The 23,319-nt window shown below is 66.8% G+C and carries 21 protein-coding genes; 7 read left to right on the top strand and 14 right to left on the bottom strand.

Going from position 1 to position 23,319, the window contains the following annotated elements:
- Positions 1-5 precede the first annotated feature (5 nt).
- Positions 6-1,229 (top strand): bifunctional glucose-1-phosphatase/inositol phosphatase, encoded by a 1,224-nt coding sequence (gene agp, locus EKL94_RS14800; RefSeq protein ID WP_126929655.1) that lies wholly within the window; start codon positions 6-8, stop codon positions 1,227-1,229.
- Positions 1,230-1,371: 142 nt separating this feature from the next.
- Here the strand turns inward: agp and EKL94_RS14795 are convergent, their stop codons facing one another.
- Complete coding sequence (locus EKL94_RS14795) at positions 1,372-3,180, bottom strand: DUF885 domain-containing protein (protein WP_126929654.1); 1,809 nt, start codon at positions 3,178-3,180, stop codon at positions 1,372-1,374.
- A 112-nt stretch (positions 3,181-3,292) separates the two neighbouring features.
- Between EKL94_RS14795 and EKL94_RS14790 the strand changes: the two genes are divergently transcribed.
- Both EKL94_RS14790 and EKL94_RS14785 read left to right on the top strand, forming a co-directional pair.
- Complete coding sequence (locus EKL94_RS14790; RefSeq protein ID WP_126929653.1) at positions 3,293-3,649, top strand: GFA family protein; 357 nt, start codon at positions 3,293-3,295, stop codon at positions 3,647-3,649.
- Positions 3,646-4,461: a DUF4349 domain-containing protein gene (locus EKL94_RS14785; RefSeq protein ID WP_185830038.1), complete on the top strand. Its 816-nt coding sequence runs from the start codon at positions 3,646-3,648 to the stop codon at positions 4,459-4,461. Before EKL94_RS14790 ends, EKL94_RS14785 begins: the two co-directional genes overlap by 4 nt.
- 31 nt (positions 4,462-4,492) lie before the next feature.
- Here EKL94_RS14785 and EKL94_RS14780 read toward each other — a convergent pair whose 3' ends face one another.
- On the bottom strand, positions 4,493-4,786 hold the full coding sequence (locus EKL94_RS14780) for a hypothetical protein (RefSeq protein ID WP_126929652.1): 294 nt from the start codon (positions 4,784-4,786) through the stop codon (positions 4,493-4,495).
- A 69-nt stretch (positions 4,787-4,855) separates the two neighbouring features.
- Positions 4,856-5,800: a LysR substrate-binding domain-containing protein gene (locus EKL94_RS14775; RefSeq protein WP_126929651.1), complete on the bottom strand. Its 945-nt coding sequence runs from the start codon at positions 5,798-5,800 to the stop codon at positions 4,856-4,858.
- Between the two features lie 115 nt (positions 5,801-5,915).
- Here EKL94_RS14775 and EKL94_RS14770 point away from each other — a divergent pair, with 115 nt between their 5' ends.
- Positions 5,916-6,788: a DMT family transporter gene (locus EKL94_RS14770; protein WP_126929650.1), complete on the top strand. Its 873-nt coding sequence runs from the start codon at positions 5,916-5,918 to the stop codon at positions 6,786-6,788.
- Between the two features lie 569 nt (positions 6,789-7,357).
- On the opposite strand, the gene EKL94_RS14765 is transcribed toward EKL94_RS14770, so the two are convergent.
- Complete coding sequence (locus EKL94_RS14765) at positions 7,358-8,254, bottom strand: peptidylprolyl isomerase (RefSeq protein WP_126929649.1); 897 nt, start codon at positions 8,252-8,254, stop codon at positions 7,358-7,360.
- Between the two features lie 136 nt (positions 8,255-8,390).
- On the opposite strand from EKL94_RS14765, the gene EKL94_RS14760 reads away from it, so the two are divergent.
- Positions 8,391-8,756 carry a PadR family transcriptional regulator gene (locus EKL94_RS14760; protein WP_004150914.1) on the top strand — a complete coding sequence of 122 codons (366 nt, stop codon included), beginning with the start codon at positions 8,391-8,393 and terminating at the stop codon, positions 8,754-8,756.
- Positions 8,753-9,742, top strand: coding sequence for a sensor domain-containing protein (locus EKL94_RS14755; protein ID WP_126929648.1), 990 nt, complete (start codon positions 8,753-8,755; stop codon positions 9,740-9,742). The genes EKL94_RS14760 and EKL94_RS14755 overlap by 4 nt, the downstream gene beginning before the upstream one ends.
- A gap of 232 nt (positions 9,743-9,974) precedes the next feature.
- Here the strand turns inward: EKL94_RS14755 and EKL94_RS14750 are convergent, their stop codons facing one another.
- The gene (locus EKL94_RS14750) at positions 9,975-11,282 is read right to left on the bottom strand and encodes a polyhydroxyalkanoate depolymerase (RefSeq protein WP_126929647.1); all 1,308 of its coding nucleotides are present in this window, start codon (positions 11,280-11,282) and stop codon (positions 9,975-9,977) included.
- 93 nt (positions 11,283-11,375) lie between these two features.
- A complete protein-coding gene (locus EKL94_RS14745; protein WP_126929646.1) occupies positions 11,376-11,966 on the bottom strand; it encodes a class I SAM-dependent DNA methyltransferase in 591 nt (196 codons plus the stop codon).
- Between the two features lie 187 nt (positions 11,967-12,153).
- On the opposite strand from EKL94_RS14745, the gene EKL94_RS14740 reads away from it, so the two are divergent.
- A complete protein-coding gene (locus tag EKL94_RS14740) occupies positions 12,154-12,609 on the top strand; it encodes a CopD family protein (RefSeq protein WP_049433848.1) in 456 nt (151 codons plus the stop codon).
- A 313-nt stretch (positions 12,610-12,922) separates the two neighbouring features.
- On the opposite strand, the gene EKL94_RS14735 is transcribed toward EKL94_RS14740, so the two are convergent.
- The 8 genes from EKL94_RS14735 to lpxD all read right to left on the bottom strand — a co-directional run bounded on the left by EKL94_RS14735 (position 12,923) and on the right by lpxD (position 22,958).
- Positions 12,923-13,882 (bottom strand): acetyl-CoA carboxylase carboxyltransferase subunit alpha, encoded by a 960-nt coding sequence (locus tag EKL94_RS14735; protein ID WP_054171326.1) that lies wholly within the window; start codon positions 13,880-13,882, stop codon positions 12,923-12,925.
- Positions 13,883-13,995: 113 nt separating this feature from the next.
- Entirely contained in the window at positions 13,996-14,865 is an 870-nt protein-coding gene (locus tag EKL94_RS14730) for a hypothetical protein (RefSeq protein ID WP_126929645.1), read from the bottom strand.
- A 64-nt stretch (positions 14,866-14,929) separates the two neighbouring features.
- Positions 14,930-18,520, bottom strand: a complete 3,591-nt coding sequence (dnaE, locus tag EKL94_RS14725; RefSeq protein WP_094000196.1) for a DNA polymerase III subunit alpha — start codon at positions 18,518-18,520, stop codon at positions 14,930-14,932.
- 228 nt (positions 18,521-18,748) lie between these two features.
- Positions 18,749-19,420 (bottom strand): ribonuclease HII, encoded by a 672-nt coding sequence (locus tag EKL94_RS14720; RefSeq protein WP_126929644.1) that lies wholly within the window; start codon positions 19,418-19,420, stop codon positions 18,749-18,751.
- Complete coding sequence (lpxB, locus tag EKL94_RS14715; RefSeq protein ID WP_049455669.1) at positions 19,417-20,676, bottom strand: lipid-A-disaccharide synthase; 1,260 nt, start codon at positions 20,674-20,676, stop codon at positions 19,417-19,419. The genes EKL94_RS14720 and lpxB overlap by 4 nt, the downstream gene beginning before the upstream one ends.
- Positions 20,673-21,464: an acyl-ACP--UDP-N-acetylglucosamine O-acyltransferase gene (lpxA, locus tag EKL94_RS14710; protein ID WP_032128327.1), complete on the bottom strand. Its 792-nt coding sequence runs from the start codon at positions 21,462-21,464 to the stop codon at positions 20,673-20,675. Before lpxA ends, lpxB begins: the two co-directional genes overlap by 4 nt.
- Positions 21,465-21,480: 16 nt before the next feature.
- Complete coding sequence (gene fabZ, locus EKL94_RS14705) at positions 21,481-21,939, bottom strand: 3-hydroxyacyl-ACP dehydratase FabZ (protein ID WP_008265823.1); 459 nt, start codon at positions 21,937-21,939, stop codon at positions 21,481-21,483.
- Positions 21,936-22,958, bottom strand: coding sequence for a UDP-3-O-(3-hydroxymyristoyl)glucosamine N-acyltransferase (gene lpxD / locus EKL94_RS14700; RefSeq protein WP_126929643.1), 1,023 nt, complete (start codon positions 22,956-22,958; stop codon positions 21,936-21,938). Before lpxD ends, fabZ begins: the two co-directional genes overlap by 4 nt.
- Positions 22,959-23,319: the final 361 nt, after the last annotated feature.

Below are 23,319 nucleotides of genomic sequence, written 5' to 3'. Positions count from 1 at the left end.
CCCGCATGATTCGTTCTCTACGGCCCCTGCTGCTGGCGCTGGCACTGGTCGCCACAGCCGCAGCCGCTGCATCGCCATCAGTGGAAGGCGAAGCCCTCGAGCAGGTCATCCTGCTCAGCCGCCACAACCTGCGCGCGCCGGTGGTGGCATCGGGCGCCCTGGCCCATGCGACGCAGGAGCGCTGGCCACGCTGGGACGTAGGCCCCGGCGAGCTGACCACCAAGGGCGGCGTGCTGGAGGTTTACATGGGCCGCTACATCGGCCAGTGGCTGCGTCAGGCGCAGCTGTTGCCGGCCTCGGGTTGCCCGCAGCCGGCTGACTTCCACGCCCATGCCAACAGCCTGCAGCGCACCCAGGCCACCGCGCAGTTCTTCGTTGCCGGTGCCTTCCCGGGTTGTCATGTTGCGGTCGAGCAGCGCATGCCGCTGGGCACGATAGATCCGTTGTTCGACCCGGTTGTACACCGCGATGACGCGGCGTTCCGCACACGTGCGGTATCGGCGATGCAGCAGGCGCTGTCCGCATCCGATCTGGCACCGGCACTGTCCGTGGTGGAGGGGATCACCCTCTACCCGCAGTCGGCGGCATGTACGGGCCGCAGCAACTGCCATCTGGCGCTGGCCGATACCACCTTCAGTGCGGAACCGGGCAAGGAGCCTCGCGCGTCCGGATCACTGGCCCTGGCCAGCGGGCTGGTCGATGCCTTGTTGATGGAGCACTACCAGGGCAGTGGCATCCCCCGCGAAGGCTGGGGCCGGTTGACCACCGAGGCGCAATGGCAGGCGCTGGCGCAGATCCGCAACCGCTACCAGGACATCCTGTTCGGAACGCCCGAAGTAGCGCGCGATGTGGCCGGACCGCTGCTGGCACGCGTGGATGCGTTGTTGGAAGATCCCGCATCGCCGAAGGTGAGCCTGCTGGTCGGTCATGATTCCAATATCGGTTCGCTGCTGGCGGCGTTGGGTATCACGGACTACACGTTGCCGGGCCAATACGAGAAGACACCGATCGGTGGTCTGCTGCAGTTCGAGCGTTGGCGTGATCGCCAAAGTGGTGGTGAGCGTTTCCGCCTGGCCTACGTCTACCCGACCACCGCGCAACTGCGTGATGCGCTGCCGTTGAACGATGTACAGCCACCCGGTCGGGTGGAGCTCGCCCTTCCCGGGTGTGGGCAGTATGGATGCAGTGACGTGCAGTTCGAGCGCCTGCTGCATCGCGCGCTGAATTGAATGCCATCCACGCATGGCGTGGATCTACTGGCAGGCGGGTAGTAGATCCACGCCATGCGTGGATGGGGCCATCCCGGGGCGCCGAACAAAAAAACGGCCCGGGTTTCCCCGGGCCGTTCTGTTTCACCTCACACCGGCGCGATCACTCGATCGGCTGGTCCAGCATCAGCTGGCGTGCGAAACGCACCGGCGGTGCGCCGTAGGACAGCATCTGGTCGTGATAGGCCTTCAGGTTGAACTTGTCACCCAGCTTGTCCTGCATCGCCTTGCGGGTGTCGAAGTGTTCCTGCGCACCGACGAAGTAGGTCGGCAGCTGCGCCGAGGTCAGCTGCGCGCGCACCCACTTGCCCGAGGCTTCGCTTTCCTGCTGGAACGCATCGTGGGTCATCAGGTGCATCGCTTTCTCGCGATCCCAGTTGTCCACGTGCACGCCCTGGTCGAGGATCGCGTTGGAGATCGTGCGCAGGTAGAACTTCAGCTGCACCAGGTGGAACAGCGGGTCGTTGTTGAGGTAACCCTGCTCCTGCATCATGCGCTCGGTGTAGACCGCCCAGCCTTCGGCGAACAGGCCCGAACGCAGCACCGCACGCAGGGTGGAGGGGAACTTGGCCGAGTGCCAGCCTTCCAGGTAATGGCCCGGAGTACCTTCGTGGATGCTCAGCAGGTGGATCATGCGCGAGTTGTACTCACGCAGGAACGAGTCGACCTGCTTGTCGTTCCAGTCGTCCGGAATCGGCGACACGGCGTAGAAGGTCTTCAGGTTCTTGTCCAGCGGGCCCGGTGAATCGCAGTAGGCCACGGCCACGCCACGCTGGAATTCCGGCATCAGGATGATGTCCACCGGCGCGTCGGGCAGGGTCATCAGGTCGTGCTCGCGCACGAACGCGGTGGACTGCTCCAGTGCGGCCTTGGCATCGTCGACGACCTTGTCGCGTGCCGGCTTGTCGGCGTAGGCCAGTTCCAGCGCAGCTTCGATGGCCTTCTGCTGCTGCTCGTCGGTCGGCTGGGCCGGCATCTCCGGCGCACCCGGCTTGTCCTTCAGCACGGTCTGCGCGATGCCGTACATGTCTTCGCGCACACGCTTGAGTTCGGCGCGTGCACGCTCACCGATCTCCTGGCGCGACAGCGAGGAGCTCAGCGCGAACTTCAGCTTCTGGTCGTACTTTTCCGCACCGATGCGGAAGTCGCCCTTGGCATTCGGCACCAGGGTCTTGTCCAGCCAGGTCTGCTGCTCGTCCACGGCCTTCTTCAGGCCGTCGATGGCGGCCTGCAGGCGCTGCTGGTCGGCCTGCGGCAGTTCGCCGATGTGCGGGGTGATGAAGGTATCGACGATGCTGAGGATGCCCTTGTTCTGCTTGGCCACCGTCTCGGCATGGATCTTCGGCACGCGCGCCGGATCCAGGTTCTCGCGGGCCTGGGCGAAGATCGCCGGCAGCTTTTCCATGCGCGCGGTGGCCGACTTCAGGCGCTCCGGCAGGGGCGCGAACTCGCGCGCCATCAGGCCGTAGATCGCGCTGCCGGCGATGCCGTTGTACAGCTGCGGGTCCCACTTGCCGGACTGCAGTACTTCGGCGTTCCAGATTTCCGACTGCAGCTGGTTGCGCAGGATCGCCGCGTCCACCTGGTTCTCGCGGCCCAGCTTGGCCACGTCGATCTTGTCCAGCTCGCCCAGCAGCGCCTTGTAGGCGGCTACGGTCTTCTGCTGGCCGGCGGCACTGAGGTCGTCCAGCTCGCTGTCGTAGCGGTGGTCACCGATCTGGGTGGCGCTGACCGGCGACAGCTGCATCCAGGTGTCCAGGGCGCGCTTGGACAGATCGGCGAAGGCGGCATCGACCGCCGCGTCACCAGCCTGCTGGCTGGTGGCCGGGGTGGAAGCGTTGGTCGGGGCGTCGGCCGGCTGGCAACCGGCCAGGGCGGCGACCAGGGCGAGGGCAAGAAGATGCGGGCGCATCGGCGTTCCTGTACAGGGTCAAACCCCGAGCATAGGGCCCCGGAGCTGCTTTGTCCCCGTGCCATAGGATTACCATGGGCGCAGACACGGACCCTCCAGCGGAGCGCAGGACATGGAATACCAGGGAAGCTGTCATTGCGGCAGGATTGCATTCACCGTACAGGCCGAAGCCCCGATCAGCGACGTCATCGACTGCAACTGCTCGATGTGCCGTCGCCGCGGCAGCCTGCTGTGGTTCGCCCCGCGCGAGGCGTTCCAGTTGTGCACCGATCCGGCGGACGTGGCCACCTATCACTTCAACAAGGCCCACATCGATCATCACCACTGCCGTGAGTGCGGCGTCGCGCCCTACAGCGAAGCGGTGGACCCGCGCACCGGCACGCCAATGGTGGCAGTGAACGTGCGCTGCGTGCCGCAGGTGGATCTGGGCACGCTGGCGGTGATGTCCTACGACGGAGCGGCACTGTGAGGCCGCTGCGTGCGTGGACACGTGTGATAGCGACGCCGGTGCTGCTGGTGGCGCTGGCGGCCTGTGCCAAGAACGGTGAGCGCGCGGCAGAGGCCGGTGCCACCGCGGCCGATGCTGCTGTCGCTTCGCCGGAAGGCGCATTCCTCGCCTACGAACACGATGTGCAGGTGCAGCTGGAAGCGGCGCAGATCGCACCCCGCATCCAGCAGGTGGCGCAGGCCTGCCAGAGCGCGAAGTTCGGCGACTGTGCAGTGTTGCAGGTAGACCAGCGCAGCGGCGAGCAGCCCAGCGGCGAGGTCAAGGTGCGCATCGCGCCGAAGGGCACCGAGCCGCTGATCGCGATGGCCGGTGAAGGCGGCACGCTGCAGTCACGCAACACGCGCGCCGAGGACCTCGCGCAGGAGGTGGCCGATACGGCACTGACCAAGGCGAGGCTGGAGAAGGAACACGCGCGGCTGCTGTCCTACCAGGACCGCAAGGACCTGAAGATCGAAGACCTGATGGCGATCACCACGCGCCTGTCGGAGATCGAAGCGGGCGTCGAGCAGGCCAGCAAGGATGCCGCGCAGCAGCGCCGGCGCATCGATACGCAGCTGGTGACGATCCACTTCGACACCACCTCGGGCCAGCGCAGTCGCAGCGAGATCGGTGAGGCGCTGAGCGAATCGGGCGGCATCCTCAGCACCAGCGTTGCGTTCCTGATCCGCGCTGTTGCCGCGCTGCTGCCGGTGGCAGTGCTGGCCTTGATCGCGGCCTGGGGTGTGCGGGCGTGGTGGCGTCGCCGCCGTCGCAAGCTGCCGCCCAACCTCTGAGGTGAAGGCTGATGCCGGCAGCCAGCCGGCATCAGCCCTCGTCGGACTCGTACTCGACGAACACATCCAGCTCCAGCGCGAGTTCCTGCACGGCATCGCGCACCTTCTGCGCGGTGCTTTCATTGCCGACTTCAACTTCCAGTTCGTGGATGCCCGGGCCGATGTCGTCGGACAGCCCGGCCGAGCTGGAATCGTCGTCGTCCATGTGCGGCATCAGGTCGTCGGTTTCCTCGACATGTTCGATGCCCTCCAGGCCGAGCAGCAGGTCGCTGATAGCGCGGGCGTCGTCTTCGGTTCCGGTGATGCGCAGTCGCAGCATGGCCATGGCATAGGTACGTTGTGGGGTTCGCCAGCAGCCTAGCCAGCGTGAAGCAAAGAACGGGTGAGGGCGCAGTCAGGCGCGCGTGGCCGGGCGCCCGAGCAGGCTGTCCGGCAATGCCGGAATCGGCGTGCGTTCGTCCTGTGCCTGCTCCAGCAACCAGTCGATGAACAGGCGCGCGGCCGGGCTCGGCGGTTGTCCTTCGGCATGCACCACGTGATAGGCGTAGCGTGCCTTCAGCGCCGGGCCGGGCAGGCGTACCACCTCGTAGCGCTGCAGGTAGGGCTGGGCGATGTGGGTGCGCGCCAGCACCGCGCCCATGCCATACACCGCTGCACGCATCGCATCGGTACTGTCGGCGAAGGTGTGCATCGGCGGCAGCGGCGACGGTGGGCGCACACCGGCGTGGCGGAACCAGTCGCGCCAGCCCTGCGGCGACAGATCGGTCAGCAGCGGCAGGTCGGCGATGCGCGCCGGATCGACCAGTGCTTCGACCCCGGCCAGCGCCGGTGAGGCCACCGGGAACAGGTAGTCATCCATCAGGTGTTGTGCACGCAAGCCCGGCCATTGGCCCAGCCCGTAGCGGATGCCGACTTCCGGCCCGTTGTCGTCGTAGCGATCCAGGCCGCTGCCCGTGTGCAGCTCGATGCGGATGTGTGGATAGGCCTGGGTGAAGCGAGGCAGTCGCGGCAGCAGCCAGCAGTAGGAAAGCGAGCGCAGCGTAGTGATCCGCAACGGCACGCTGTCGGCATCCGGCTGCAGGTGATGGGCGACCGCCGCGACATCGGTGAAGGCGGCGCTGGCGGCGTCGGCCAGCTGCCGGCCCTCGGCGGTCAGGCGCACGCCGCGGGCGTGGCGCAGGAACAGCCGGGTTTCCAGCACCTCCTCCAGCCGGCGCACGTGGTGGCTGACCGCGCTGGCGGTCAGGTGCAGCTCCTGCGCGGCCTGGGCGAAGTTCTGGTGGCGTGCGGCGACCGCGAACACGGCCAGTGCGGGGAGCAGGGAAGGGCGTAGCTGCATATCGAGCCTCAAACCATATTTGTGGCTGGCAGCGATACTACGCGCTTGTGCGGCGGGCGTCTGCGCCCGATCCTGTCTGCCTTGGCGAGGAACAGACGATGGACGGAGGCAGGGCATGAATGCGGTCCCACAGGCGGCCGAGCGCGACTGGCGCACGCCGCTGGAATTGACCCTGCTGGGCGCCATCTGGGGCTGCTCGTTCCTGTTCATGCGGGTGGCGGTGCCGTCGTTCGGCCCGTTCGCGCTGGTCGAGGTGCGGCTGGTGCTGGGCGCGCTGGTGCTGCTGCCGTTCCTGTGGCGCGCCCGCGCGCAGTTCCCGCCGCGGCGCTGGCTGTGGCTGGCACCGATCGGCCTGATCAACTCGGCGCTGCCGTTCGTGCTGTTTGCCTACGCGGCCGAACAGGCACCGGCCGCGATCGGTGCGATCTGCAATGCGATGACCGTGCTGTTTGCCGCGCTGATCGCGTTCCTGTTCTTCGGCGAGAAGATTGGCATGCGCCGCGCCGGCGCGTTGCTGGTGGGCTTCGCCGGCGTGGTGGTGCTGGCCACGGCCAAGGTCTCTGGCCTGAGCATCGGTACCGCAGTGCTGGCCGGTGCGGCGGCTTCGCTGCTGTACGGCCTGGGCGTGAACCTGGTGAAGCGGCACATGACCGGCCTGCCGTCGGCAGCCGCGGCGGCGGCAACGCTGTCGTGTGCCTCGCTGTGGATGCTGCCGATGGCGGTGAGCCACTGGCCGCAGGCGGCGATTCCGGGCAAGGCCTGGGGCGCCGCGATCGCGCTGGGCGTGGCCTGCACCGGCGTGGCGTTCCTGATGTTCTACCGCCTGATCGGCCGTATCGGCCCGTCACGCGCGTCGACGGTGACCTACCTGATTCCGCTGTTCGGCGCAGCGTTTGCGTGGTTGTTCCTGGGTGAGCCGGTGACGTTGCAGATGCTGATTGCCGGTGCGTTGATTCTGGGTAGCGTGGCGGTGAGTCAGAAGGGCTGAGGGTGCCGAAGCGCTGGTAGTGCCGGGCGCTGCCAGGCAGGTCTTTTCCGCGCCTGCGGGGAGGTGTCACTTTCTTTGCTCGTGCAAAGAAAGTAACCAAAGAAACACGCCGCCAGGTCGCGAGCCGCCGTGCTTCACACGTCGGTCCCCTGCGCTTCTCGGTGAATCAGGGGACGGTGCCGAACTCGCTGCGCTCAGACATCGGCACCTCTTCACCCCTGATTCCCCTGCGATGCTCGGCTCGCTCAAGGCGGACCCAGATCAAATGCCACAGCCGCACTCAGTAGATCCACGCCATGCGTGGATGCTCTTGCTATTGATCTTGACCTTCCAGTCCGCCTTGAGCGAGCCGAGCACCGCAGGTCCGGCGAGGGCGAAGAGGCGCGGGTGTCTGAGCGCAGCGAGTTCCCGCGCCGTCCCTCGACGGGCCGAGGAGCACAGGGCACCGATGCGCAGCATCGGCTCGCGGCTGGCGGAACGTTTCTTTTGGTTACTTTTCTTTGCGTACAAAGAAAAGTAACGCCCATGAACGATGAAGCGCCTTCAGCACGCGTAACGTGCGGAAACCATCACCGCACCGGCACCGGAATATTGCAAAGATCGATATGCCCCGCCGGGCGCTTGTAGAAATCATCCACGCGATTGCGGCGTGCCTCCACCGTATCGGCGAAGGTCTTTGAGTCGGTACGCAGCACCTGGATCGGCGTGCGCTCGGCCACCGGCACATCGCTGGCACGGCGGATCGATACGATCGGCGTACGCAGCTTCGGGTCGGTGTAGAAGCCCATCGGCGCCGGGCCGCGCGGCGTTGCGCTGAGCAGTTCCATGCCCTTCAGCACGCGACCCACGAGGGTGATGTTGCGGTCCAGCTGACGCGGTGACTGGCCGGTCACCACGTATAGTTCGGCACCGATGCTGCTGTCTTCCTCGTTGCTGCGGCCGGCGCCGAGCATGCCGTAGCAGTGCGCCAGCCAGGCCTTGCCGGCCTGCGGGTCCTGGCCGACTGGGAAACCGTCGACGAAACCGGTCTGCGGAGCCCAGCCATCGCGGTCCGGCAACACGCTCACCTTCAGTCCGGTGCTGGCGCGTTCGAACTCGGCCGGCAGCTTGCGCGCGGCACTGCCGAACGGCTTGGCCTTGGCGGCGTCATCGGCGTCGGCATCACCGAACTGCACCACGAAATTGTCCTGCGAGCGGTAGATGCTGGTGCCGTCCCAGAAGTGCTCGTGGGCGAAGGTCTGGATGTTGGCGACATGGCGTGGGGCGAACTGCGGCGCCAGCTCGATGATCACCCGACCGGCCGGCAGGTCCATGTACAGCAGGTTGGCCGGGTCCGGCGTGCGCCAGTCGCTGGCGGCCGAGGCGTCCAGGATCTGCTGCGGGCTGCGGTAAGGCGAGGCCGCGCTGGCCAGGGCGGGCAGCAGGCAGGCGAGGGCGGTCAGGGCAAGGCGACGACGGTGCGGCATGGGAACCCCGGAACATGAACAAGGCTTCGATTCTGCGCGAGCAGCTCTCCAACGCCAACCGGCACGATGACTAACGACACATTCGGTATACCGAACTTCGCACTACTGTGGACTTCAACGTAGTGGAGGGCCGGTCATGTCCGAGGACGATGTCCACCTGAAGAAGTTCCAGAAGGAGCTCAGCGCCGGAACGGTATCGCTGGCCCTGCTGGCGGTACTGGCCCGGGCCGGGGAGCCGCTGTACGGCTACCTCATTGCCAAGGAGCTGGAGCGGGTGGGCGAGGGCGTGCTGAGCGGCAAGCAGAGCGCGCTGTACCCAGTGCTGCGCAACCTGGAGGGCGCTGGCCTGCTGGAAAGCCATGTGGAGCCGTCCAGCAGCGGGCCGCCGCGGCGCTACTACCGCATCAACGAACGTGGCCGCGAAGTGCTGGCGCAGTGGCGCCAGGCCTGGCAGGCCACCCGCGATTCCGTCGATTCCGTGTTGGAGGGGGTACCGCAATGAACGACCCGAGCCTGGCAGGCCGAGCCCTGCCCACGACCATCCCGCAGTATCTGGCGCAACTGCGCGCGGCGCTGGAAGGCGCCGACCCGGCGATGGTGCAGGATGCCCTGTACGACGCCGAGGAATACCTGCGTTCGGAGCTGGCGGCGCAGCCCGGCCGCAGCGAGGCCGAGGTGATCGCCGACGTTGCCGGCAGCTATGGCGCGCCGGACGAAGTGGCCGAGATCTACCGCGAGACCGAAGTGACGGTGAACCGCGCGCTGCGCACGCCGCGTGCGGATACCGCGCCGGTGCTGCGCGCAGCGGCAGAAGCCAGTGGTGTCGAGCCGGCCGCACCGCCGCCGTCGCCGGTGCAGCGCTCGCTGCTGGCGCGCTTCTTCGGTGTGGTGACCGATCCGCACACCTACGGTGCGCTGTTCTACATGCTGCTGTCGCTGGCCACCGGCATCTTCTTCTTCACCTGGGTGGTGACCGGCCTGTCGCTGTCGCTTGGCCTGCTGATCCTGATCGTCGGCATTCCGCTGACCGTGCTGTTCTTCGGCTCGGTGCGCGGGCTGGCGCTGCTGGAAGGGCGGCTGGTGGAAGCACTGCTGGGCGAGCGCATGCCGCGCCGTCCGCGTTACACCGACCGCAGCCGCACGTGGCTGCAGCGCATCGGCGACATGTTCACCGATGGCCGTACCTGGCTGACGCTGCTGTACTTCGTGCTGATGCTGCCGCTGGGCGTGGTCTACTTCACCATCGCGGTGACGTTGCTGTCGCTGTCGCTGAGCCTGATCTGGGCACCGGTTGCGGCCATCTTCAGTGGCGACATCCCCGGCGTGTACATCAACGACGTGAATGTATTGCCGATGGCGGCCTCGCCGCTGGTGGCGATCGCGGTTGCTGCGGCGGGCGCGCTGCTCCTGGTGCTGACGATGCACCTGGCACGCGGCATCGGCAAGCTGCACGGGCTGATCGCCAAGAACCTGCTGGTGCGGCTGTAAGCGGGAATCCACGCTTCGGCAGGTGCCAACCCTGGTTGGCACGATCCATCAGCGTCGGGACGTTTGGCGGGATCCGCTTTGGTAGGTGCCAACCTTGGTTGGCACGCTCCATCAGCGTCGGGGCGTTTGGCGGACTTCGCTTTGGTAGGTGCCAACCTTGGTTGGCACGCTCCATCAGATACCGGGATTCATGGCATGGCACCGACCCAGGTCAGCACCCACCACCGGCGGGTTACCCCGCCTTTCGCCGCAACGGGGTGACGTTGCTCTTCTTCTTCGTAGCCTTCGCCGCCGGTGCTTCGGCATGCGCGGCGAAGAAATCGCGCACCTTCGGGTACACCACTTCGCGCCAGCGACGGCCGCTGAAGATGCCGTAGTGGCCGGCACCTTCGACGATGAAATGCTCACGGCGGTCCGCAGTGATGCCGGTGCACAGCGCCTGTGCGGCTTCGGTCTGGCCGAGGCCGGCGATGTCGTCCAGCTCGCCCTCGATGCTCAGCAGCGCGGTATCGCGGATCGCCGACGGATCGACCTTCTCGCCGTTGACCACCCACTCACCACGCGGCAGCAGGAAGTCCTGGAACACCACGCGGATGGTATCGAGATAGTACTTGGCCGGCATATCCAGCACCGCGTTGTACTCGTCGTAGAAACGACGGTGCGCGTCGGCGTCTTCCAGATCGCCCTTGACCAGGTCGGTGTAGAAATCCCAGTGCGAACTGAAGTGGCGGCTGGGGTTCATCGACAGGAAGCCGGCGTGCTGCAGGAAGCCCGGATACACGCGACGGCCGGCACCGGGATAGCTGGCCGGCACGGTGTGGATGACGTTGTTCTCGAACCACGACAGCGGGTTCTGCGTGGCCAGGTTGTTCACTGCGGTCGGGCTGCAGCGCGCATCGATCGGGCCACCCATCATCACCAGCGTGCGCGGCGTCGGCTCGCCACGGCTGGCCATCAGCGAAACCGCAGCCAGCACCGGTACGGTCGGCTGGCACACGCTCACCACGTGCAGGCGCTCCACGCCGAGGTGGCGGATGAATTCCTGGATGTAGACGATGTAGTCGTCCAGGCCGAATTCGCCTTCGCTGGACGGCACCATGCGCGCGTCGACCCAGTCGGTGACGTACACGCGGTGGTCGCGCAGCAGCGTGCGCACGGTATCGCGCAGCAGCGTGGCGTGGTGTCCGGACAGCGGCGCCACCACCAGCACGAACGGCTGGTTGAGCATCGTGTGCAGCTGGTCTGCTTCATTGCTGTGGCGCTTGAAGCGCAGCAGCTTGCAGAACGGCTTGCTCACTTCCTCGTGCACGACGATCGGCACGCGTTCGCCATCGACGTCGATTTCGTTGATGCCCCACTCGGGCTTCTCGTAATCCTTGCCGATGCGGTGGAAGAGTTCATTGACCGCCGCCAGGCGATCAGCGCCGGGCATCTGCGACCACCAGTGGCCCTGGTTGGCGAAGAACTTGGCGTTGGCCTGGGCCTGGTGCACCCAGGGGGCGAGCAGGTTGCGGGTCAGTTCGTGCAGTTGATAGAGCATGACGACCGAATATGTATGGTCATATGTTGCCGCGCAGCATATCCCATCCGGCTGTCCCGCAGGTTAAGTTGGCTGAAAATAATGAATCCGGATTCACATCCGTTCCAGCGCGGCCGCATCGCCTGCCAGGGCGGGGCCGAGCCAGCAGTGCGACCCCACCGGCTGCAGGCCGTGCCGGGCCAGCGTGCGGCGGTACCAGCGCGCCGGTCGGGCCTGGAAGCCGTCGTGGTCGCCGTCGAACTCGTCTTCGGCGGCGAAGGTTTCCAGGAAGGCCACGCCGCCGGTCAGCTCGGCCACGCCGGCCAGTCCGGCACGCAGCTCGCGGTCGGGCACGTAGTGCATCACGTCCGAGCAGATCAGCAGGTCGACCGGGGCACAGGGCCGCAGCCAGGCGAAATCGCCGAAGCGGGCCATGTGCAGGTTGCGGGTCCTGCCGTAGCGGCGCACAGCGTACTCGCTGCTGTCGAAGCCGAGGTATTCGACCTTCGGACGCAGCTTCAGCAGCGGCGCGCGCCAGGCGCCTTCACCGCAGCCGATATCCAGCACACTGCGGATCGGCCGCTCCAGGTAGTACTCGGCGCTGGCCACGGCCAACGCGACCTTGCGCGCCAGGCGGGCGCTGCCGCCGATGTCGGCACGGCGGTACCAGCGTTGGAAGTAGGCGGCGTCGTAGGTCTTGTCCATGGGGCGGTGCACGATCGGGGAAAACGGCGTCTATCGTACGGTGTTGCGCCCCCGGGTGTGGCGGACCTGCAGTAGAGCCACGCCATGCGTGGCTGCCATGGTGCGGCGATTGGACGCGGCAGCCACCCATGGGGTGGCTCTACTGCGACAATAGGTATCCACCTACGCCAGCCGCCGGAGCGAGCGCATGCAGAGCTACTATTGGGTCAAGACCTTCCACATCGTGTTCGTGGTGGCGTGGATGGCCACGGTGTTCTACCTGCCGCGCATCCTGGTGAACCTGGCCGAGACTGCGGGCCAGCCGGCGGTGACCGAGCGCCTGCAGCTGATGGGCCTGCGGCTTTACCGCTTCGGCCACTCGATGTTCGGCCTGGCATTCCTGCTCGGCCTGGTGCTGTGGCTGGGCTACAAGGTCATCCCCGATTTCCCGACCATGGTCGCGCCCGGTGGCGCCGGCTGGCTGCATGCCAAGCTGGGGCTGGTGGTGCTGCTGCTGGTGTACTTCAGCTGGATCGGCCGCCTGCTCAAGGGCGTGGCCAAGGGCAGGGCGCTGCCGTCGTCGCGCGCGCTGCGCTGGATCAACGAGATCCCGCTGCTGGCCTTCATTCCGATCGTGTGGCTGGTGCTGGCCAAGCCGTTCTGACAGTCCGTTATCCGTAGAGCCATGCTTGGCTCTACGAGTTCGCGTGATTCTTCGCCAAAGCAGAGGCATCCACGCATGGCGTGGATCTACTGGGTGCAGCTGTGGCTTTTGATGTTCAGGTCCGCCATGAGCGAGCCGAGCATCGCAGGTGAAACAGGGGCGAAGAGGCGCCGATGTCTGAGCGCAGCGAGTTCGGCGTCGTCCCCTGATTCACCGAGAAGCGCAGGGAACCGGTGCATCGCACCGGCTCGCGTTCGGCGGCGTGTTCTTTGGTTACTTTCTTGCACGAGCAAGAAAGTAACAAGCCGATGAATCAGGCTGCTTCGTACGTGCCGTAGCTGCGCAGGCGGGTGTAGCGCTGTTCCAGCAGCTGTTCGGTGGACAGCTTGTCCAGCGCGTCCAGTTCGTTCAGCAGCACCGCCTTCAGGCGCTTGGCCATCTGCGTCGGGTTGCGGTGGGCGCCACCGGTCGGCTCGCGCACAACCTTGTCGACCAGGCCCAGGCTCTTCAGGCGCGGGGCGGTCAGGCCCAGCTGTTCGGCCGCGTCCTTGGCCTTGCCGGCATCCTTCCACAGGATCGAGGCGCAGCCTTCCGGGGTGATGGTCGAGTACACCGAGTACTCCAGCATCACGGTGCGGTCGCCCACGCCCAGCGCCAGCGCGCCGCCGGAGCCGCCTTCACCGATCACGGTGCAGATGATCGGCACCTTCAGTTCGGCCATCTCGATCAGGTTGCGCGCGATCGCTTCAGACTGGCCGCGCGATTCGGCGTCGATGCCCGGCCAGGCGCCGGCGGTGTCGATCAGGGTCAGCACCGGCAGGCCGAAGCGCTCGGCCATCTTCATCAGGCGCAGGGCCTTGCGGTAGCCCTCCGGCTTGGGCATGCCGAAGTTGCGCTTGATCTTTTCCTTGGTGTCACGGCCCTTCTGGTGGCCGATCACCATCACTGCACGGCCGTTGATGCGGGCCAGGCCACCCATGATCGCCTTGTCGTCGGCGAAGGCACGGTCGCCGGCCAGCTCCTGGAACTCGTCGAACATGACGCGGAGGTAGTCGGCGGTATACGGGCGCGACGGATGACGGGCCAGCTGCAGCACCTGCCACGAGGTCAGGTTGCGGAAGATCTGCGCGGTGCGCATGCGCAGCTTGTCCTGCAGCGCGTGCACTTCCGCCTCGACATTGACCGCCGGCCCGGCACTGGCGTTGCGCAGTTCCTGGATCTTGGCTTCCAGGTCGGCGATGGGTTGCTCGAAGTCGAGGTAGTTCGGATTCATCGGAAGCCGTCGTGTAAAGAAGAGGGGAATTCTAGCCGAATGCGTGCAAACCACCCGTACGCCTTCGTCTGGAAGGCGACGGTAGCGCAGCCGGGCAGGGCGCGCCAGTCAGCTCAGGGCACCACCAGGGCGCTGCGGCCCATCAGCTGGCTGCGCTGGGAAACGAAGTCGTTGTAGGCCTCGTTGGCCTCACGGCCGAGCCCGCTGCCCAGGGTGGCGGTGGCCGAGGTGAAGGCCATCTGGGCGGCGAAGTCCTGCTTGCGCAGGGCCTTCTGTTCATCGGCGGTGGTGGCCTTCAGCCAGCGCGCATAGACCTCGCGCAGCGGCGCGGCATGCGCCTCGAAGGCCGGCACCAGCGCCGGCAGGCTGGCCGGGGCCGGTTCCAGGCTGAAAGCAGGGGCCACGTAGCCGGCCGGCTGCTCGCGCTTGAAGGCGCCGGGCTCGCCCATGCCTTCTTCCACGTAAGCGATGAAGTCCGGCGCGGTGAACACCTTGGCCACGATCTGGCCACCGCTCGCGTCGACGTGGGCCACCACCTTTTCCTTCGGGAAGGGTTCGCGCACGCCGTAGGTCCAGGTCTTGTCGATGAACAGTTCGTGGCTCTTCTCGAACGGGCCTTCGAAGTCGACGCCGCCCAGCTCGATGCCGGCCTTGCCGGTGCCGAAGTTCTTCAGCTTGCTCTCGTCGGTGACATAGACCTCGCGGGCGATCACGTACTCGCTCAGGGTCGGGTTGATCAGTCCGCCACGACCGTCGGTGTAGACGATGAAGCGCACATCACCGAGCTTTTCGGTGTGCAGGTGATGCTCGCCCACGGCCAGCGAGATCGGGCGCGAGCCCTGTGCGGCCACCGGCAGGTCCTTGCCATCGATGCTCAGTGCCAGCGGCGCGTCGGTCGGGTTGTCGATCTGGAACTCGACCTTCGACGGCGAGCAGGCGGCCAGGGCCAGAGCGGCAGCGAACGGGAACAGCAGGGTCTTCATCGGCAATCGTCCTTGATACATGGAACGGGAAAGCAGGGGTTTCAGCAGAACCAGGGAGCCAGCTTCAGCTGGCCCACGGCGGGCTGTAGCGCACCTTCAGCGTGCGCACGGCCGGGTCGGCGCGCAGCGCCTCCATCAGCTTGGAATCGATGCGTACCGCGCTCTGCCCGGACACATCGAGCATGCCGGCGACGCCGCCCTGCGGCCCCTTCAGCAACAGGTCCAGGCGCAGTGGCGTGCGCCCCGGGCGATGGCGGTCGAGCAGTGCATCGATGCGCTCCCAGACCGGGCGCTGCTGGCGCAGGTCCAGGCGCAGCGACAGGCGCGTGGCGTAGTTGGCGCAGACTTCGTCGAAGTCCCAGCACTGGCGGATGCGCAGCGCGAAGCCGCCGTTGAATTCGTCCTCGCGCAGGCCGCCCTTGACCACCAGGATGCGGTCCTTGGTCATCAGGTGGCCGAACTCGGCCATCGCGTCGGAAAACGCGCTGCACTCGACGCGGCCGCGGCCGTCTTCGAGCTGGATGAAGATCTGGCTCTCGCCCTTGCGGCGCACGCCGACCACCTGGCCGGCCAGCACGGTCTGCACTTCCGGGCGCCAGCGCTTTTCGCCGCCACCACCGCCACCGCTGTTGGCGCTCCAGATCTTCTCCACCGAGCCCAGGTCGTTGCCGACCAGGTCGCGTACATCATCGCGCCAGGGATCGAACGGGTGGCCGCTGAGGTAGAAGCCCAGCGTGTCGCGCTCGCCGTTCAGGCGCTGCAGCAGCGGCCATTCCTCGGCTTCGGGCAGGTCCAGCTGGATCGTGGTCGCGCTCGGGTCGGGACCGCCGAACAGCGAGTTCTGGCCGGACGCACGTTCGCGCGCCATCTGGTCGGTGGCCTTGATCACTTCCGGCAGCTGCAGCATCAGCGAGGCGCGGTTGTGCCCGAGCTCGTCCAGTGCGCCGCAGTTGATCATCGCTTCCAGCGTGCGCCGGTTGAGCTTGGCCGAGCCGACGCGGGTGCAGAAGTCGAGCAGGTCCTTGTAGTCGCCGCCCTTCAGGCGTTCGTCCACCACCGCTTCGCAGGCACCCTGGCCGACGCCCTTGATCGCGCCCAGGCCGTACTGGATGGTGTCCGGGGTGACGGCTTCGAACATGAAGGCAGAGTGGTTCACCTTCGGCGGCAGCACGGTCAGGCCGAGGTTGCGCACTTCATCCAGGAAGCCGACCACCTTCTCGGTGTTGTCCAGGTCCGAGGACAGCGTGGCCGCCATGAACTCGGCCGGGTAATGGCGCTTCAGCCACGCGGTCTGGTAGCTGACCAGTGCGTAGGCGGCGGCGTGTGACTTGTTGAAGCCGTAGCCGGCGAACTTCTCCATCAGGTCGAAGATCGCGTCGGCCTTGGCTTCGTCCACGCCGTCCTTGGCCGCGCCTTCGCGGAAGATCTCGCGGTGCTTGGCCATTTCGGCCGGCACCTTCTTGCCCATCGCGCGGCGCAGCAGGTCGGCGCCGCCCAGCGAGTAGCCGCCGACGATCTGCGCCATCTGCATCACCTGCTCCTGGTACACCATGATGCCGTAGGTGTCCTTCAGGATGGCTTCGGTGCGCGGATCGGGATAGATGATTTCTTCCTGGCCGTGCTTACGCGCGTTGAACGAAGGAATCAGGTCCATCGGGCCGGGGCGGTACAGCGACACCAGCGCGATCAGGTCTTCGAAACGGTCGGGGCGTGCGTCCTTCAGCAGGCGGCGCATGCCCGAGGATTCGAACTGGAACACCGCGCCGGTGTTGCCGTTGGCGAAGATGTCCTTGTAGGTGGGCGTGTCGTCCAGCGGGATCGCGGCGATGTCCACCGGCGGAATCCCGGCGCGCTCATGGCGCTTGTTGATCGCCTTCACCGCCCAGTCGATGATGGTCAGCGTGCGCAGGCCGAGGAAGTCGAACTTCACCAGGCCCACTTCTTCCACGTCGTTCTTGTCGAACTGGGTGACCGGGTTCTTGCCGAGGCCGTTCTCGTCGTGTTCGGCGTACAGCGGGCAGAACTCGCTCAGCGGCTCGGGTCCGATCACCACGCCACCGGCGTGCTTGCCGGCGTTGCGGGTCAGGTCTTCCAGCTGCAGCGCCAGGTCGATCAGGTCGCGGACATCGTCCTCGGTCTCGTAGCGCTGGATCAGTTCGGCCGACGCCATTTCCGAGCTGGGGCCTTCCTTGCCCTTGCCCAGCGCATCCTTCAGGTGGATGCCGAGGATGTTCGGGATCAGCTTGGAAACGCCGTCGACCAGGCCGTACGGGAAACCGAGCACGCGGCCGGAGTCGCGCACCACCGCCTTGGCGGCCATGGTGCCGTAGGTGATGATCTGGCTGACGCGCTCGCGCCCGTACTTGCGTGCGACGTAGTCGATCACCTCGTCGCGGCGGTCCATGCAGAAGTCGATGTCGAAGTCGGGCATCGACACGCGTTCCGGGTTCAGGAAGCGCTCGAACAGCAGGTTGTATGGCAGCGGGTCCAGATCGGTGATCTTCAGCGCCCAGGCCACCAGCGAACCGGCACCCGAACCACGGCCCGGGCCGATCGGGATGCCCTGGTTCTTGCCCCACTGGATGAAGTCGGCAACGATCAGGAAGTAGCCGGGGAAGCCCATCTTGATGATGGTGTTGAGCTCGAACTCCAGGCGTTCGAAGTACTCTTCGCGGGTCTTGCCCGGCGCCAGCGGATTCTTCTCCAGGCGCTCTTCCAGGCCATCGCGCGACATCTTCTGGATCCAGGTGTCCAGGGTCTCGTCGTCGGGTACCGGGTAGTTGGGCAGGAAGTAGGTGCCCAGCCGCATCTCGATGTTGCAGCGCTCGGCCAGCGCCAGCGTGTTGTCGATCGCATCGGGGATGTCGGCGAACAGCGCGCACATCTCCTCGGCCGACTTCAGGTACTGCTGGTCGCTGTACTCGCGCGGGCGCTTGGGATCGTCCAGCACGCGGCCGGTGGAAATGCACACGCGCGCTTCGTGCGCGCTGAAGTCCGACGGCGACAGGAAGCGCACGTCGTTGCTGGCCACCACCGGCAGGCCACGCTGGCCGGCGGCCATCAGCGCGAACTGGTTGAAGGTTTCCTCGCCCTCACGGCCGGTACGGGTCAGTTCCAGGTGCAGACCATCGCCGAACACGCGCTGCCAGTCGGCCAGCTGCTGCTCGGCCAGTTCATGCTTGCCGTCCAGTGCCAGGCGCCCGGCCAGGCTCTGCCGGCCGGCCAGCGCGAACAGGTTGGCGTTGCCGGCTTTCAGCCAGTCCGGGTGCACGGCCACGCCGCCCTCGGGGCGATGGCCTTCCATCCAGGCGCGGGTCAGCAGCCGCGACAGGCTCAGGTAGCCTTCGCGATCGCGGCACAGCAGGGTCATCCGCCACGGGTCCTGGCCCTCTTCGGCGATCAGCACGTCGGCGCCGGCGATCGGCTTGATGCCCACGCCTTCGGCGGCCTTGTAGAACTTGACCAGGGCGAACAGGTTGTTGAGGTCGGTCACTGCCAGCGCGGGCAGGCCGAGTTCGACCGAGCGCGACAGCAGGTTGGCCTGCTTGGCCTTCTTCGGGTCCGCCTGGTCCGGTTTGGCCGGCACACGGATGGTGGAGTCCGCCAGCGAGAACTCGGTGTGGACGTGGAGATGTACGAAGCGGGAGTTGGACATGCCGGACCAGGTTGGAGCGCGCGGGCCCCGGGTGCTGACGGGGGAATCGTCGCCGGGGTCGGGAAGCGCTGGAGTGCCCGGTCAGGGTAGCGAGGGCAGGGGGGCGCGACAAGCTCTTGACGGCACGCGATATCGCATTCGCGCCATCGCTTCCCACGGTTCGCAGGCGAACCGCGGGCCCCGTCCCACCCTGCTTCCGCAGCCGGGTGCAGCGGCCGTTCAGGCGATTCAGGCGATTGCGATGTCTGCGGTCACAGCTGCCGGGTTTTCCAGGCACTCGCGCACCGGGGCGAAGCTGCGCCGGTGCTCCATGCAGGGGCCGTGCTCGCGCAGGGCGGCCAGGTGGGCCGGGGTGCCGTAGCCCTTGTGCTGCTCGAAGCCGTACTGCGGGTGGCGGGCATGCACGTTCTGCATGTAGCGGTCGCGCGAGACCTTGGCCAGGATCGATGCGGCCATGATCGCGCGGTCGATGCCATCACCGCCGACCAGCGCCTGCGCCGGCAATACCAGGCCCTTGGGTACCACGTTGCCGTCGATGCGCGCGAAACCGGCCACGTGGGCGACCGCTGCAACGACGTCACGCATGCCCTGCAGGGTGGCCTGGTAGATGTTCAGGCGGTCGATGGTGTCCACGTCCACCAGCACCACGTGCCAGGCCAGGGCGCGCTCGATGATGCGGTCATGCAGCTGCTCGCGGCGCGCGGCGGTGAGCTGCTTGGAATCGTCCAGGCCGTTGATGCGTGGTCGTGCCGGGTCGAACACCACCGCCGCCACCGCCACCGGCCCGGCAAGCGGACCACGGCCGGCCTCATCGACGCCGGCGACCAGGCGTTCCGGCTCGATTACCGCGCTGCCATCGAACAGGGCCAGGCTGGCTGCGGCGGCATGGCGGCGGCTCATGCCTGGGCCTGGTCGCGCATCAGCAGCTCGCCGACGGCGTCGGCGGCCCGTGCCGAAGCATTGCGGCGCAGGCGTTCATGCAGGCGGGCATAGGTGTCCTGCAGGTCGGTCACCCGTTGAGGGTGGTCGAACCACTGCTGGATGGCCGCGGCCAGCTTGTCCGGCGTGCAGTCGTGCTGCATCAGTTCCGGTGCCAGGTCCTGCCCGGCCAGGATGTTGGGCAGGGCGAAGCGATCGACCTTGATCAGGCCGAATGCCTTGACCAGACGGTAGGTCAGTTCGTTGACACGGTAGCCGACCACCATCGGCCGCTTCACCAGCATCGCCTCCAGGGTCGCGGTACCGGACGCCAGCACCACCACGTCGGCAGCGATCATGGCGTTGCGGGCCTGGCCGTCGAGCACATGCGAGTACGCCACCGGCAGCGCCGAGCGCGACAGCTGCTCTTCGATCAGCCGCTTGCATGCGGGGTTGGCGGCAGGCACCACCACGTGCAGGCCGGGGATGCGCTCTGAGACCTGCCAGGCGGCTTCAAAGAACGGCTCGCCCAGGCGCGAGATTTCGCCCAGGCGGCTGCCCGGCAGCACCGCCAGCACCTTGGCCGAAGTCGGCAGGCCAAGCGCGGCGCGGGCTTCCTCACGGTTGCCCTGCAGCGGAATGTCGTCGGCCATCGGATGGCCGACGAAGCGCGCGTCGATGCCGTGCTTGGCATAGATGGGCGGTTCCATCGGGAACAGGCACAGCACCAGGTCGGCGCTGCTGCCGATCTTCTCGGCGCGCTTCTCGCGCCAGGCCCAGACCGAGGGGCTGACGTAATGCACGGTGCGCACGCCACGCTGCTTCAGCCAGCGCTCGATGCCCAGGTTGAAGTCGGGGGCGTCGATGCCGATGAACACGTCCGGCTGCCAGTCCAGCGCCCGCTGGCGGAACGCCGAGCGCAGCTTCAGCAGGCGCGGCAGATGGCGCAGCACTTCGGTCAGGCCCATCACCGCCAGCTCGCTGGCATCGTGCCAGGTCTGGCAGCCGGCGCTGCGCATGGCGTCGCCACCGATGCCGGCGAACTCGGCATTCGGGAAGCGCGCTTTCAGTTCGCGTACCAGGCCCGCACCGAGCAGATCGCCGGAGGCCTCACCGGCCACCAGCGCGATCCGCAACGGGCGCTCGCTGAGCACCCGTTGCGCGGGGACGCTGCCGGTCATGGAGGCCAGCGGAATCACAGCGGCGCCGGCCGGCGCCTGGCCGGTCGTGCTGCTCATCGCAGCAAGGGCCTCTCGGCGTGCTCGATGAAGTCCAGCATGGCCTTCACGTCATCGCTGTCACGCGCCTGTTCGGTCAGCTGCACCTTGGCCTCGGCCAGCGGCAGGCCCGCCACATACAGGGTGCGGTAGGCACGCTTGATGGCGGAAATGCGCTCGGCGTCGAAGCCGCGGCGCTTCAGGCCTTCGCTGTTGATGCCGCGCGGGCGGCCCAGCGAATCGGTGCCGACCATGGTGAACGGCGGAACGTCGCCATTGGTCAGCGCACCCATGCCGAGGAAGGCATGCGCGCCGATCCGGCAGAACTGATGGGCACCGGCGAAGCCGCTGATGATCACGTAGTCGCCCACGGTCACGTGGCCGGCCAGGGTGGTGTTGTTGGAGAACACGCAGAAGTTGCCGACATGGCAGTCATGCGCCACGTGCGTGTAGGCCAGCATCCAGTTGTCGTCGCCGATGGTGGTGATGCCACCGCCGCCGCCGGTACCGCGGTTCAGCGTGACGAACTCGCGGAACACATTGCGGTCGCCGATCACCAGTTCGGTGCGCTCCCCTGCATACTTCTTGTCCTGCGGTTCGCCACCGACGGCTGCGTGGCCGATGAAGCGGTTGTCGCGGCCGATCTTCGTCGGGCCGTGGATGCTGCAGTGGGGGCCGATCACCGTGCCGGCACCGATTTCCACATCGGCACCGATCAGGGTGAACGCGCCCACCTGGACGTCATCGGCCAGGCGCGCGGCCGGGTCGATGACGGCGGTCGGGTGGATCCGCGGTGCGTTGTCAGTCATTCCTGCCTCCAGTGGATCAGCCCTTGGCGCCGGCACACATGACTTCGGCCGAGGCAACGACTTCACCGTTGACCTTGGCTTCGCCGTAGTACCAGCCCATGTTGCGGATCAGGCGCTTCATCTGCACATCCAGCATCAGCACGTCGCCGGGAACGACCTGCTTGTTGAAGCGGGCGTTTTCCACCTTGACCATGTAGAACAGCTTGGACTGCGAGTCACGGCCGAGCGTGAGCTGGGTCATCACGCCACCGGCCTGCGCCAGCGCTTCGATGATCAGCACGCCGGGCATGATCGGGCGGCCCGGGAAGTGGCCCTGGAAGAACGGCTCGTTGATGCTGACGTTCTTCTGCGCAAGGATGCGCTTGGCTTCGATGTCGAGCTCAAGCACCCGGTCCACCAGCAGGAACGGGTAGCGGTGCGGGAGCAGTTCCTGGATCTGGCAGACGTCGATCGGAAGCTGCAGCGTGTCGTTCATTCTTTCTCCTTGCCAGCAGCCAGGACGCGGCGAGCCAATGCGTCCAGCTGCTTGAAGCGCGCGGCGTTCTTGCGCCACGTGCGGTTGTCGGTCAACGGGGTGCCGGACGAGTACTCGCCCGGCTCATGGATGGAATTGCGGACCACCGACTTGCCGGTGATCACGACCTTGTCGCAGATCTCGAGGTGGCCGACCACGCCGACGTGGCCGCCGAGCAGGCAGTAGCGGCCGATCTTGGCGCTGCCGGCGATGCCGGTGCAGCCGGCGATGGCCGAGTGCGCGCCGATCTGCACGTTGTGCGCGATCTGCACCAGGTTGTCCAGGCGCACGTCGTCGTCCAGCACGGTGTCTTCCAGCGCACCGCGGTCGACGCAGGTGTTGGCGCCGATCTCGCAATCATCGCCGATGCGCACGCCGCCGAGCTGCGGCACCTTGATCCACTTGCCGGCGTCCATGGCCAGGCCGAAGCCATCGGCGCCGAGCACAGCGCCAGGATGCACGCGAACGCGCTTGCCGAGCTTGACCCGGGTGACCAGGGTGACCCGCGCGATCAGCTCGCAGCCGTTGTCCAGGCTGCAGTCTTCGCCGATCACGCTGCCGGTGCCGATGATGCAGTTCTCGCCGACCACGCTGCGTGCGCCGACGGAGACGAACGGGCCGATATGGGCGCTGGCGGCGACCTGTGCGCTGGGATCGATGACGGCGCTGGGGTGGATGCCCGGCGGGCGCGTCGGCGCGATGTCGAACAGCGCGGCGATCTTGGCGAAGGTGGTGTACGGGTCCTTGGCGACGAGCGCGGCGCCGGGGGCGGCCTCGGCGTCGTCGGCACGCAGGACCACCAGCGAGGCCTGGCTGTCGGCCAGCTGGGCGCGGTAGCGTGGATTGGCGAGGAAGGTCAGCTGGCCAGGACCGGCATGGGCGAGGGTGGCCACGCCATGGATGGCGGTGGCGGGGTCGCCATGGACCTGCAGGCCGAACTGCTCGGCGAGTTGCTGGGCGGTGTAGGTGGGAGTATTCACGGCGGGAGTTTAACGTGTGGCGCCATTTCGGTCATGCGGGGGCGGTTGTACAGCCAACGGCAGGGGCCCCTCGCGGCCGGCAGAGCCAGTGTCATGGGCTGGGTCGGACGGGGCGGGGCTGCGGGGGGCGGCGCAAGTACGTCCATGTAGCCTTGGTCGCCGCATGCTCGCATGCGCTGTCCTGCTCACGCGGCAAGACCTGGGTTGGGCGTCCTGCCCAACCCGCCCGAGGCATGCCTCGGGCCTGTCCCTTTTCCACTCCCCCTGCCCCCCCCCCCGCCCCCCCTCACGCTATCCCCTCCTTCCTTGTCAAAAAAAAAAGAAAGTGAAAAATACTCTGATCTGTTGGACATACAACAGA

Origin of the sequence: Stenotrophomonas maltophilia (assembly GCF_003970865.1) — a bacterium.
Classification (GTDB): domain Bacteria; phylum Pseudomonadota; class Gammaproteobacteria; order Xanthomonadales; family Xanthomonadaceae; genus Stenotrophomonas; species Stenotrophomonas maltophilia_AR.
Note: the sequence above shows the minus strand (reverse complement) of the source record. Positions and strands in the feature narration are given on the sequence as shown.